This is a genomic window from Pseudomonas sp. LBUM1668 (assembly GCF_059695715.1).
The window spans coordinates 4745391-4759502 of the sequence record NZ_CP166787.1; the positions used below are offsets into that span (position 1 = coordinate 4745391).

5 protein-coding genes are annotated in these 14112 nt (G+C 54.3%); 2 read left to right on the forward strand and 3 right to left on the reverse strand.

Annotation, left to right across the window (positions count from 1 at the left end; genetic code table 11):
* Window positions 1–132 precede the first annotated feature (132 nt).
* The 3 genes from ACA061_RS21330 to ACA061_RS21340 all read right to left on the reverse strand — a co-directional run bounded on the left by ACA061_RS21330 (window position 133) and on the right by ACA061_RS21340 (window position 9070).
* Window positions 133–3372 carry an Mcf1 protease effector domain-containing protein gene (locus ACA061_RS21330; RefSeq protein WP_497300000.1) on the reverse strand — a complete coding sequence of 1080 codons (3240 nt, stop codon included), beginning with the start codon at window positions 3370–3372 and terminating at the stop codon, window positions 133–135.
* A gap of 416 nt (window positions 3373–3788) precedes the next feature.
* Entirely contained in the window at window positions 3789–7328 is a 3540-nt protein-coding gene (locus ACA061_RS21335) for a hypothetical protein (protein ID WP_497300001.1), read from the reverse strand.
* Window positions 7329–7648: 320 nt separating this feature from the next.
* Entirely contained in the window at window positions 7649–9070 is a 1422-nt protein-coding gene (locus ACA061_RS21340; RefSeq protein WP_150601760.1) for an amino acid permease, read from the reverse strand.
* A 1048-nt stretch (window positions 9071–10118) separates the two neighbouring features.
* Between ACA061_RS21340 and ACA061_RS21345 the strand changes: the two genes are divergently transcribed.
* On the forward strand, window positions 10119–10577 hold the full coding sequence (locus ACA061_RS21345) for an REP-associated tyrosine transposase (protein WP_497300002.1): 459 nt from the start codon (window positions 10119–10121) through the stop codon (window positions 10575–10577).
* Window positions 10578–10889: 312 nt separating this feature from the next.
* On the forward strand, window positions 10890–14021 hold the full coding sequence (locus ACA061_RS21350; RefSeq protein ID WP_497300003.1) for a transglycosylase domain-containing protein: 3132 nt from the start codon (window positions 10890–10892) through the stop codon (window positions 14019–14021).
* The last annotated feature ends 91 nt before the right edge of the window (window positions 14022–14112 follow it).

Consider the following 14112-nt stretch of genomic DNA (forward strand, 5'->3'; position numbering starts at 1 on the left):
TGGACGTGTTTATACCTCTGCGCGGTTCAGGTGGCTTCGTGAAAATCCACTTCCGACGACTGGCGACGGAAGCCGTCGATGATCATCGCCATGACGATGAATCCGCAATCGTCGATCAGTTGGATCCTGTCTTCAAATCATGACTTGAATCGAGAGCAGCTCATCCGGCAAATCGGGCAACTCGATAGAAGACAGTTCTTTCACGTGTTCAATGTAACTCGCATCAATATTGTTGATATTGAACTCGCTGACTTCGTAAACGCGACCTCCTCGCGTACTTCGAAATGTATTGTGCGAAGAGGCGAGCGCACCGTTTTCCAGCACTTTAACAAAAGTTTCCTGCATGGCCGCTATAGACTCCAGCTTCGCCAGCCCCGAATTTGGATCATAAAAAAACCATTGGGGATTGCCATCGGTCACTCTAATCCCTGCAACCATTCCGTGATCTTTGGTGCTAAGCATCAGCGTTTTTGAATGGGGAGAAGAAAGCAGTGTGTTGACAATTTCATTAACAGTCATCACTTCCAGGGTCGCATTCAAATGAAAATTAGACTTTTTATTGACCTTGTCCTGAAAGTTCCGCAGATCATGGATGAATTTATTGGCTTGAGGAATATCTGGTTTGTGAGCGGCCTTGTAAAGATTTTGCAAGAGAACATCCTCTTTCCCTTGCGCCATGGCAACTGCCATGGCGCTGGAGAGTCCTGCACATTCACCTTTGGAGGCCAAGTCAACATAAGCTATATAATATGCCTGCGACATCGGGGTAACCTTTGTAAACTTTGTCGGCACGTCTTGAAGAAGCAGATTGGTAGCATAATAGGAACTATCCAGAGTCTTGCGCTTGATTTCCTTCGTTAGTGCACCAATCTGTTCCGGAAGCAACTTGGGATTTGAAGCCAACTCGTATAACTCATCGAGATCCAGACTTGGGCTATAATCGCTGATTCCTTCTAAAAGCCCATTATTGAATCCTCTTTGATAGGAGGAAAGATTTTGCGGTTTTCGCGCACTAATCAAATTATTATAAAAACGCTCGTGGTAAAGGGCACTGTCGACGCTGGGTCCAAAGATTCGTCCCTGGCCGAAAAGCTTTGGCTGAAACTCATGAGGCAAACCATATGGCTTATTGATATAGGCATTGTAGTGATACCAATTTCCGTTTTTCAAAACCCCCACGCCATCGATGCTTTTTTCACCCACTTTGAAGGTCCCCAGCACCGTCGGGCCAAACTCTTTACCCGCTGCGACCAAGAGGTCATACCCACCCGATGCCCCCCGAATCTTGTTCAATTGGTGCACGGCCATCTTCCCAACGAACTTGACCCCCTTACCCACCTGCTGCACTCCTGCCAGCACTCCAGACAGTGGATTAAGCTCACCGATGATCACTGCGCCTATGATTTTTGCAGCCTTGAGCGCCTTGCCAATTGCCGAAGCCGTCTTGGCACCGATCTTCGCCAGCTTCGCGGCAGCACTTGCGCCAGCGGTGACGAAACCTAATACATCCAGGAACAGATCTATTGCACCTTCGACATATTTGCCGTTTATAAAGTTGGTAATAGCTGACTTGAACGGGATCAGGTTGAGCACAAAATCAACCACCTTCATCGCGACCGCGTGTTCCTGTTCTAGCGTCGTCACGCCTTTGGCTTCTATGAGAACCGCTTCGTTATCCAGATCAAGATGTTGAACAAAAGCATCGGCAATCATTCGGGTTCTTACGCTGCTGTAACTGGTGGGCGTCAACGAGAGTGTTGCTGTCTTTACCCAGCGCTTTACCCCTACCAACCCGTCGGAAAACTCGAAAGACTCAATGGCGTACACGAAGCTTGGGCTGTCTGGATAGCTCCACTTTGCTGCAGGAAGTTCGCGGGTAAACTCTTTTCTTTTAATGGCTCCGCCGTGCAGATCAATTGTATAGAACTGTGTATCGGCACCCAGTTCGGTCTTCACGATCAGTTCCGGGTCCGTGGACTGGAGACTTGTGCGCCAATGGCCATCTGACTTGTAATTCTTAGATTGAAAGAAAGTGACGATGCCATACTCCAGATTCCTTCTGTCCTCAAGTGGCAACTCGGATATCAGATGTCTTATGGTCAGACGGACACCTTCCTTCAGCTTGCCGAGAGAACTGTCAAACTCAGCCTGGAAAATTTCCGGCACGCGAAGGTCATACAGTTTGTTGATGGTCGTCCTATGAGGGCGCAGACGACTGTCGCTCGTTCTCCATAGGGTGTAACGAGAGCTTTCCGTCATGGCGATATCCAACAAGGAATACGTGCCCTTTCCCCCACCCGAAGGTACGGTGGTTCGACCCGACATAGGTTCTTTATCCAGAAGTTTCTCTTCAAAAGGTACGTAGCCTTTAAACCTCTCCTTAAGCTTGGTTAGCGCGATTTCCTTGCGACTGGGGAATTGGCTTCTCAACAGGATCGACGCGTTGAGCCGGTCGGCCAATTGATCATTGAAATGAGTCTTCACACCCTCCAGTTGTGTGGTGCTGTAAAGATCATCGGATCTTTTTTCCAGCGAACCATTGACGATCCCCCAGTCCACTAACGCTGCTGCCTGAGCCTGGAGAGTAACGTCCGGATCAGCCTGAGCAGCGCTTTCAGCGCTGTTCATGACCTGGGCGAAGGTCATACACGCGACTTTACCCGGTGTTTGAGCTTCGATCGTCTGCGCGGCAACAGCCAGGTTAAGCCATGCCGCGCTACCGTATTTCAAATGGTCGGGAAGGTCGCTGATCAGCAGCGCGGGCGCCTTCCACACCAGCAACAGGTTTGCGGTCAATCGGGCCATTCTCCGGCTGCTCAAGTGTGCCTTGACCAGATACTCAACCAGATTATTGAATATCGCCGATACAGGTTTGCCCCAATGTTTCTGATCGGCGATGTCGAACCCGGCGACCGTATTGCGCTGGGGATCCTCAAGCCCCCCCTGATGCAGGACCAACTGGATGCCGGCCATGGCGTATTCGTTGACACTGACGTCCGTGGCAATCCCGTTCAGGCGATTCTGCACCGCCAGCCCCAACGCTTGACCACGAGCGCCGGTAATAAGTTTTTCCAGCGCCGAGGGTGTATCGCCAAGCGCTTTATCAGAAAGCTGCAAATCGCTGTTCAGATAGTCCAGCACACCAAAGCCCGCAGTTCCAAAATCATCAAGACCGTTCAAATAGTGGCTGGCGGCGAGCCGTAAGTTATTCTTTTGCAAGACAGACAGGGGCATCGGCCAGGACAATGCCCCGCCAAAATCGCCGAACCGGTGCGGCAGGTTTTTATCAACTTCAACATTGCCTGTAACAACACCAGCCTCATTACTATTCGCCGCAGCAACTTTACTTTCAGAACCTTTTAATTCAGACATTCGATCTTCCTTTGATCAATTACAGATGACCAAAAGTAGATAGCAAAACGAGCAAAACAAAAAGTCGGCTTTTATTGCAAATCACTTAGCCAAACACTTCACGCATAAAGCACTTACTTACACACCCTTGACAACTGAAGTTAACAACACAGGGATTAAAACCGAATACTCATGGATTACTCCCACCGTTTGCCGACCGAACTCATTACTGCACAATACAAAAAGTCGCACCCTGCAACAGTTCCTGCAGGGGAAACATCACCACTACAATCACTGCCGCACGTTGCGACTTTTTGTTTTACCGCACGCTCGTCAGCTATGAAGCCGAGCGAATCGCAACTTGTGAGTCACCGGTCGGTTGCAGGCCGGGTTCTTTCATGACGATGAAGCCTTGGTCACCAACAGGGTCTCCCCCGCTATGCCGGGATGGCCGCGTAAACCTCGCCTCGCTTCGCGACATTGGCGACCGTTTCCACCGGTTTGGTACCGGTCTTCACGATATGTGTTTGGGGATAAACCAGAGCCATCCGGGTGGAAGGCTCAAACCAGCCAGCATCATTTTTGGAATAACTGTTGATGACCGGCGCGCCGTATTGGGACTGGTAGTGTATTTTCCACTGCTTCGCCGCCCGGTCATATTTCAAGTAGGAAAATCCGGTCAGCATCGTGTCGGCATTGCCGTTCAGATCAAAACCTACTCCATAATCCGTGAACTCCATGGCAGCACTTTGCCCCATCCCGTGCTCATGACGGGAAAGGTTGTTGTATTGAGCCGCTTCCTTGCTACCTTCGACATGCCGCACGCGCAGCGTACTGTCTCCCATCTGATCCACCACAAATGAACAGCCACCGAAACCCGGTGTGAAAACATGGTCGGCGTCCGCCCATCCCGGATGAACCGGGATATCCACATAGCCGCCCTGTGCTACCCAAAAACCGTGTACCGAATCGATTTTACCCGGCACTTCGCCGGCCTGCAGTTCCAACGCCCTCAAGGCATTGAACTCTGTTTTCACAGCGCCGGTAGTCTTCATTCGCTGCATACTGAAAATCATCGTTGCGCCACCTTCCTTGTTGGTCAATAGCGAGTTCTTTTCGAGTGGGTTTGACCAGAACTTTGAATTGAAAAGGTCGCAGCTAATCGACAGTTGAGCGAACTCCGTGCCCGATAATGCGTGGTGGATATTGGTCGGACTGGCTGTAAACGAAACTATATGATAGTCGCCCCAATTGCGGGACAGATGTGCGACTTCACTGGTCGTTATGGCTTCAATGATTGGCTCCGACAAGCCGTTTTGCAGACGCTGGCGCGTAATAGGCGAAGGGATCCATTTGATCTCGTCGGTGAGGTTTCCGCCGCGTATTGCCAGCGGTTGCCATTGATCCGGCGCCACTTGCCAGAGCCTCGCGCCGTGCGTGCGATTGGTCGCGGGATCGACAAGGATGACGTCCGTGAAATCGCTGCTCCGGGTGAAATCGTTCCTGATCTGGTACACGGCCTCTGCGCCGGTTTCATCGAAGTTGCGGATATAAAAGCGCTCCCCGTCGGCACTTCGAAAAATGCCTTGGGCATTGGCTTCAAGACCGGCGATTTCCGATGGTCTGACGGCGAAGCGCCCCAAGTCCTTGTTGTCCAATCCCCCAAGACCGAGGCGGCCAGGCTTGGGTCGAAAATCGCCTGGGGGGCCATACAACCGATTGTTCACAGGATTGAGCTGATAAAACTGGCCATTTTTTAACACCCCCACACCATCGACACTCTCCTCGCCTAGCTTCCAGACGCCAATCAGTGTCGGTCCGTGTTGCTTGCCTGCAACACGCAACAGATCATAGCTGCCAGAAGCCCCGCGCAACTTGTTGAGGTAATGCAGGCTTTGGTTGCCCACGAAATTGACACCCTTGCCCAGCAATCGGGTCCCTCCCGTTACCAGCCCCGTCAACCCGCTCAACGGGTTCAGTTCGCCAATGACCACCGCGCCGATGATTTTTGCGGCCTTAAGGGTTTTGCCAATTGCCGAAGCCGTCTTGGCACCGATCTTCGCCACCTTCGCTACAGCACCTGCGCCGGCCGTGACGAACCCCAATACGTCCATGAACAGATCCACTGCACCTTCGGCATAATTGCCTTTGATAAAGTTGGAAATAGCTGACTTGAACGGGATCAGGTCGAGTACAAAATCAATGACCCTCTGCGCGGCCGCATCTTCCCGTTCTTTTGTAGTCTGGCCTTTGGCATCTTTAAGAATTTTCTCATTATCCAGATCAAGATGTTTAACAAAAACATCGGCAATTGTCTGGGTTCTTACACTCGCGTAACTGGCCGGAGTTGTCGAGAGAATCGCTGTAGTTGGCAAGAGCTTTGCCGCCACCGACTTGTCGAAGGCATGGAAGGACTCAGTGGCGTACTGAATACTCGGGCTGCCAGTATTGTAAGACTCGCCTGGAACGGCTTGGGTAAACTCAACTCTTTCAATGACTCCACGATTCAAATGAATGTTATAGACCGTTGTATCACGGCCCAACTCAGTCTTAATGGTCAGTTTCGCGTCCGTGGACTGGAGATCTTTTCCCCAATGGCCGTTTGACTTGTAAGTTTTATGTTGAAAAAAAGTCACGCGGCCATATTCCAGATTCTTTCTGTCCTCAAGTGGCAACTCGGATATCAGATGGCTTATGGTCAGACGGACACCGTCCTTCAGCTTGCCGAGCGTATTGTCAAACCGAGTCTGGAAGGTTTGCGGCACGTCTAGGTTGTGCAGTTCGTTGATGGTATTCAGATGCAGGACCAGGCGGGCATCGCGAGTTTTCCATCGACGGGGACGGGAGCTTCCCGTCATGGCGATATCCAATAAGGAATACTTGCCATTCCACCCGTCCGCAGAGAGGAAGACTCCATCGCCGCCCTCTGCTGTTTCTTGTTCCAGAAGGCGCTCTTCAAAAGGTACGTCACCTGTAAACCGTTCTTTAAGCCTGGCCAACGCGATTTCTTTGCGGCTTGGGAACTCGCTGTTCAACTGGATCGACGCATTAAGCCGGTCGGCCAATTGATCATTGAAATGTGTCTTCACGTCCTCCAGTTGTGAGTGGGTGTAAAGATCATCGGATCTTTTTCCCAGCAAACCATTGACGACACCCCAGTCCACCAACGCTGCTGTCTGAGCCCGGAGAGTAACGTCCGGATCTGCCTGAGCAGCGCTTTCAGCGCTGGCCATGACCTGGGCGAAGGTCATATACGCGACTTTACCCGGTGTTTGAGCTTCGATCGTCTGCGCGGCAACAGCCAGGTTAAACCATGCCGCGCTACCGTATTTCAAATGGTCGGGAAGGTCGCTGATCAGCAGCGCGGGCGCCTTCCACACCATCAACAGGTTTGCGGTCAATTGGGCCATTCTCCGGCTGCTCAAGTGTGCCTTGACCAGATACTCAACCAGATTATTGAATATCGCCGACGCGGGTTTGCCCCAGTGTTTCTCACCTGCCAGGTCGAACCCGGCGACCGTGTTGCGCTGAGGATCTTCAAGCGATCCCTGATACAGGACCAACTGGATGCCGGCCATGGCGTATTCATTGATACTGACATCCGTGGCAATCCCGTTCAGGCGATTCTGCACCGCCAGCCCCAACGCTTGGCCACGAGCGCCGGTAATCAGTTTTTCCAGCGCCGAGGGTGCATCGCGAAGTGCGTCATCAGAAAGTCGCAACTCACCGTTCAGATAATCAAGCACACCAATGTACGCACTTTCCGGGTTCTCGATACGATTCAAATAGTGGCTGGCGGCGAGCAGCACATTACCCTTTTGAGAGACCGACAAAGGCATCGGCCAAGACAGTGCCCCGCCAAAATCGCCGAACCGGTGCGGCACGACTTTATCAACTTTAAAATAGACCGGAACTGCATTGGACTCGTTATTTTCTGCCGCAGCAGTATTACTTGCGGAACCGTTAGATTCAGACATTCGATCATCCCTTGATCAATTAAAGAGGACCAAAAGTAAATAACGAAACACACAAAACAAGAAGCCGGCATCTATTGCAAATTACTTACCCGACCAACTTAAGCACAACTTTCTAACACATGAATACTTTATAGCCAGAGCCAACCACAGAGGGATTAAAACCACATATAGAAAGGTTACTTATACCGCCCGCCGATCAAATTCATTACCGCATAAATACAAAAAGTCGCACCCTGCAACAGTTCCTGCAGGGGAAATATATTCACCACTACAGGCACTGCCGCACGTTGCGACTTTTTGTTTTACCGCACGCTCGTCAGTTATGAGGCAGCGCGAACTGCTCCTTGTGAGTCACCAGTCGGTTGCAACTTGAACACGTAGAACAACACGGTCAGCAACACCAGGAACGCCGGGCCCACGTACAAGGCGACGCGGGTGTCCGGGAAGTACGCCATCAGGCCGACCACCAGCACCAGGAACGCCAGCGCAAAGTACGAACTGATCGGGTATAGCCACATTTTGTATTTGAGTGCGGCACGTTCGCTGGCGCTCAGGCCTTTGCGGAACTTCAATTGCGCCAGCAGGATCATCACCCAGGTCCAGATCGCGCCGAATGTCGCAATCGAGGTTACCCAGACGAAGACTTTTTCCGGCACCAGATAGTTGAGCAGTACGCCCAGCAGCAGCGCAGCGATCGACAGCAACAGTGCACGACGCGGCACGCCATTGCTCGAGGTCTTGGCGAAACCGGCCGGCGCCTGGCCATTCTGCGCCAGGCTATAGAGCATGCGCCCGGTGCTGAAAATGCCGCCGTTGCAGGACGACAGTGCGGCGGTGATCACCACGAAGTTGATGATGCCGGCGGCAGTCTTGATGCCAAGACGCTCGAAGGTCATCACGAACGGACTGCCCTGAGTGCCGATCTCGTTCCACGGATAGATCGACAGAATCACGAACAAGGCGCCGACGTAGAACAGCAGAATCCGCCAGAACACCGAGCCGATGGCGTTGGGGATGGTCTTCTGCGGGTTCTTCGCTTCACCGGCGGTCAGGCCGATCATCTCGACCCCGAGGTAGGCGAACATGACCATTTGCAGGGACATCAGCACACCGGTCACGCCGTTGGGCATGAAGCCGCCGTGGGCCCACAGGTTGGAAATCCCCAGTGCCACGCCGTCATTGCCGAAACCGAAAGCGATGATGCCGATGCCGCCGATCACCATGGCAATGATGGTGACGATCTTGATCAGGGCGAACCAGAATTCGAATTCACCGAAGGCCTTCACCGCGATCAGGTTGATCGAGCCCATGCTGATCAACGCCGCGAGGGCCCAGATCCAGCGCGGGACATCGGGGAACCAGATGCCCATGTAGACGGCGACGGCGGTGATTTCCGCGACGCAGGTCACCAGCCACAGAAACCAGTAGTTCCAGCCAGTGAGAAAACCCGCCAACGGGCCGAGATAATCTTGCGCATAGCGACTGAACGACCCGGCTACCGGGTTGTGCACGGCCATCTCGCCGAGGGCGCGCATGATCACCAGGATCGCCAGACCGCCCAGAATGTAGGAAATCATGATCGCCGGACCGGCCATTTCAATGGCTTTGGCCGAACCCAGAAACAGACCGACGCCGATACAGGCACCGAGCGCCATCAGGCGAATATGCCGTTCGCCGAGTTCACGTTTGAGCGGACCGCCCTGAGCGGTTTCGCCGTGAGGCAGGTGATTGCCAACTGGCATAGGGGTACAACCTCGTCTTGTTATTGGATATGACCACCGAGTGTCGAAGCGTCGGCCGATAGACCTTGGCTCACCTGAAACCGCACCTGCTTCATGGGCAAACGCGTCTTGTAGGACAAAACCTGCAAGATCAGTGGGGCGTGCAGTATAAAAAGCTTCCGACAGGTTATTTCACTCTATAAACCACAACATTTAGCGAGAACTCTCGGTAAAAGCCCGGTATTCGGAGAGGCATCAACTGCTTAAGTAGGAATATTCGCTATCGAAAAAGGCGCCGAGTATTGCACAGCATTGGTGCATCGTCATGCCCCTGCTTTGGCAGTAATGCCGCGCCGACAGCTCTATTTCAAATGTCTTAAGGACATTGCGCCCCCTGTGGTGAGGGGATTTATCCCCGATAGCCTGCGCAGCAGGCTCAAAGCCTGAGAAGGCGGTATGTCTGAATAAATCTGGGGCTGCTTCGCAGCCCATCGGGGATAAATCCCCTCGCCACAGTAAATCTGCTCTCCACAATAAATCTGCATTCCACGGTGAAATCTCTCCACAGGTCCTTCTCAGAAACAGAAATTTCACACAGCAATTGCAGATCCGCTTCGGCCAACCGCGCTCTAGCCTTAAGGGGGCAATGAACCACCACAAGGAAGTGAAGTGCCTGCCCATCCAAACTCTCACCGTCTGCGCCTTGGCCGTAGTTCTGAACGTCATGCCCCTGCTTTGGCAGTAATGCCGCGCCGACAGCTCTATTACAAATGTCTTAAGGACATTGCGCCCCCTGTGGTGAGGGGATTTATCCCCGATAGCCTGCGCAGCAGGCTCAAAGCCTGAGAAGGCGGTATGTCTGAATAAATCTGGGGCTGCTTCGCAGCCCATCGGGGATAAATCCCCTCGCCACAGTAAATCTGCTCTCCACAATAAATCTGCATTCCACGGTGAAATCTCTCCACAGGTCCTTCTCAGAAACCAGAAATTTCACACAGCAATTGCAGATCCGCTTCGGCCAACCGCGCTCTAGCCTTAAGGGGGCAATGAACCACCACAAGGAAGTGAAGTGCCTGCCCATCCAAACTCTTACCGTCTGCGCCTTGGCCGTAGCTCTGAACAAGGCCGCGCCTACTTCATCACCGCCGTGGTTCACAATCGCCAGCCTGTATTTTCAGATTTTCAGACCGGGCGCCTCTTGGTCGCAGAACTTCGCCGCGCACACGAACAAGGGTATGTTGAGTCAATCGCCTGGGTTGTTATGCCTGACCATTTTCACTGGTTAATGCAATTGCAGAGCGGCAATCTCGGCCAAGTCATCGGTGGTATCAAGGCGCGTTGCACTCAAGCAGTAAACAGAAAAACCGGGAGCCGCGGCCCATTGTGGCAAACCGGCTACCACGATCGCGCTATCCGTGATAGCGAAGACGTGAAGCCGTTCGCTCGGTACATCATTGCCAACCCACTACGTGCAGGTTTGGTAGATAAAATCGGCGACTACCCGCTCTGGGATGCCTGCTGGCTGTAAAACCGAATTCACCTGGATTATCTGTGGTGAGGGGATTTATCCCCGATAGCCTGCGCAGCAGGCTCAAAGCCTGAGAATGCGGTATGTCTGAATAAATCTGGGGCTGCTTCGCAGCCCATCGGGGATAAATCCCCTCGCCACAGTAAATTCCATCATCCCAGAGATATCCAAACCACAGACATCCCCGCACTACAGGGTGCCTTGATTCCAGATTTGTTCAGCCCCCAGCCCCACACAATTTCCTCACCAGCGCCAACCACCGTCTAAGCTTCAGACAAGTCCGATCAATCTGCGTGAATGGATCAATCGACTATGGGCGCTTTGTGGCAAACCGATTCGAGTAAAGCCGTGGTTCCGACTGAACGTGTGGATGATCAAGCGCCTGTCCCTGAAAAACCCCGCCGCAGCCGGCATGGGTGGAAGGCTTTCTGGCTATTGCTGCTGATTATCGCGGTGGTGGTAGGGCTTGGTGCGTCCAAAGAAATGCGCACCTCGCGCTTTCAATCCCGTGAACTCAGCCAATACGCCGCCTCGCTGACCTACAAACTGGAACCTGGTCCCAGTGAGGCCATCCGTTATCCGGGCAACGGGCCCTTCGATTTGCGTCTGGGTTACAGCTCGCTCGATGAATTCCTGCCGCGCCTGATCAAACGCAATTACGTCGTCACCGAGCAGACACGCTTCTCCCCCGCCCTGCTCAGCTACACCGACAAAGGCCTGTTTGTGCCTTATTCCGAGAAGATCCAGGCCGGGTTGTCGATCACCGATTGCCGCGCCGCGCCGCTGTACAAGTACAACTATCCGCAGCAACTGTATTCGAACTTCGCGGCGATTCCGCCGGTGGTGGTCAGCAGCCTGCTGTTTATCGAAAACCGCTTTCTGCTCGACCCCAAACAACCGCTGGCCAACCCGGCGGTGGATTGGCCACGGTTCGGCATGGCCGCCTGGTCGCAAGTGGCGAAGGTGCTGCATCTGCCCGGGCAATCGGCTGGCGGCAGTACGCTGGCGACGCAACTGGAAAAATATCGGCACTCCCCTGAAGGCCTGACGGCTTCCGGCGCCGAGAAGATCCGCCAGATGATTTCCGCCAGCGTGCGTGCTTATCAGGACGGTCCGCAAACCTTGGGTGCACGGCAAAACATCATTCGCGATTACCTCAACAGCGTGCCGTTGTCTGCCGTACCGGGCCACGGTGAAGTGCACGGCATGGCCGAGGGTTTACGGGTCTGGTACGGCACTGATTTCGTCAAGGCCAACGAGCAGCTCAACAGTCCGCAGACCGACCCGAAAACCATGGCCGACAAAGGCCTGGCCCTGCGCGAAATGCTCTCGTTGATGATTGCCCAGCGCCGCCCTTCGTATTACCTGACCAGGGGCCGCGAAGAACTCGCCAACCTCACCGACAGCCATTTGCGCCTGCTCAAGCAGAGCGGCGTGATCGACAGCGCGTTGGCCGATGCTGCACTGGCCAGCACCGTCAGCTATCGCGACTGGCAGACCCAGCCGACCATCCAGCCAATCGAGACCAACAAAGGTATCAGCGCTGCCCGCAGCCGTCTGGCGAGCATGCTCAACCGGCCGCTGTACGACCTCGACCGGCTCGATCTCTCGGCCACCAGCACCCTGCAAGGCGAGTTGCAAACCCAGGCCACCGCCTACCTGAAGAAACTCGCCGACCCGGCCTACGCTGCCGAAGTCGGTTTGCTCGGCGAGCGCTTGCTGACGCCGACCAGCACCACTCAAGTGCGCTACAGCTTCACGCTGTTCGAACTGACCCCGGATGGTTCGCGCGTGCGGGTGCAGACCGACAGCACCGACCAGCCGTTCGACATCAATGAAGGCAGCAAACTCGAATTGGGCTCGACAGCGAAGATGCGCGTGCTCACCACCTACCTGCAAATCATCGCCGAACTGCACGACAAGTACGGCGCCATGGGCGTGCCGGAACTCAAAAAAGTCGAGGTGCCGGAGCAGGATCGCCTCAGCCGCTGGGTTGTCGATTACCTGATCCAGAACAAGGATCACGACCTGTCGAAGCTGCTCAGTGCAGCGCTGGATCGCAAATACTCGGCCAGCCCCGGCGAAGCATTTTTCACGGGCGGCGGGCTGCACACCTTCAACAACTTTCGCAAAGAGGACAACGGTCGCCTGCCGACCCTGCGCGACTCCCTGCGCGAGTCGATCAACCTGCCGTTCATTCGGCTGATGCGCGATATCGTGCGTTACACCACCTACTCCGGTCCCAACAGCAGCGCCGAGTTGCTCAAGGATGATCGTGACCCAAGGCGCCAGGAATACCTGGCGAGTTTCGCCGATCGCGAAGGCACTTCGTTCCTGCTCAAGTTCTGGAAAAAGTACAAGAACAAGGACACGAAGGCGCGTCTCGAAACGTTCCTCGACAGCATGCGCCCGACGCCGATCCGCATGGCCGCCGTGCACCGTTATCTGTTGCCGAACGCCAGCCAGGAAGACTTCAACACTTTCGTGCGCTCGCACCTCAAAGGCGCCAAGCTCAACGAGAAACTGACAGACGACCGCCTCATCCGGCTCTACGATTCCTACGGCCCGGGCAGCTACGACTTGCCCGATCAAGGCTTCATCGCCAAGGTCCACCCGCTCGATCTGTGGCTGATCGGCTATCTGCTGAATCACCCGGACGCGACCTTCAGCCAGATCGTCAAGGCCAGTCACTTCGAACGTCAGGAAGTCTACAGCTGGCTGTTCAAGAGCAAGCACAAAGGCGCGCGCGACAGCCGCATCCGCACCATGCTCGAGATCGAGGCGTTTCTTGAAATTCATCAACGCTGGCAACAAGTCGGCTACCCGTTCGACCATCTGGTGCCGTCGCTGGCCACTGCCATCGGCAGCTCCGGCGACCGTCCGGCAGCGCTGGCCGAACTGATCGGCACCATCCTCAATGACGGCGTGCGCATGCCGACACTACGGATCGACAGTCTGCATTTTGCCGCCGACACACCCTATGAAACCCGGCTGGTCAACGACCCGCACGTTGGCAAACGGGTGATGCCATCGGAAGTCGCCACGGCGATGCGCGAAGCACTTTCGCAAGTGGTGGACGCCGGTACGGCAAAACGTGTTTCCGGCAGTTTCAAACTCGCGGATGGCACCCCACTGGCCATGGGTGGCAAGACCGGTACCGGCGACAACCGCATCGAAGCCATCGGCTCGGGCGGACGCATCCTCAGTTCGAAGTCGATCAACCGCACCGCGACCTTCGTGTTCTACATCGGCGATCACCATTTCGGCACCCTCACCGCGTTCGTTCCGGGGCGCTCGGCGGAGAACTTCAAATTCACCTCGGCCTTGCCGACGCAGGTACTCAAGGGCATGGCGCCAATTCTCACGGCGTATCTGCAACCGGGCAGCGACTCACAATGTCGCCCGGTTGAAGGTTCAAGCGTTGCACGCCTGGAGCAACACTGATTGGCGCCCTGGCAGGTGGTAGTCAGTTATTTTTCAGATTCAAATACTCAGCGGATAAACGGGTAAAAGAGCCGCTGGGGCGGCAATTTTT

Coding starts and splice junctions, on each gene's coding strand:
- ACA061_RS21350 (WP_497300003.1), top strand. CDS start 10,890: ATGGGCGCTTTGTGGCAAACCGATTCGAGTAAAGCCGTGGTTCCGACT.
- ACA061_RS21335 (WP_497300001.1), bottom strand. CDS start 7,328: ATGTCTGAATCTAACGGTTCCGCAAGTAATACTGCTGCGGCAGAAAAT.
- ACA061_RS21330 (WP_497300000.1), bottom strand. CDS start 3,372: ATGTCTGAATTAAAAGGTTCTGAAAGTAAAGTTGCTGCGGCGAATAGT.
- ACA061_RS21340 (WP_150601760.1), bottom strand. CDS start 9,070: ATGCCAGTTGGCAATCACCTGCCTCACGGCGAAACCGCTCAGGGCGGT.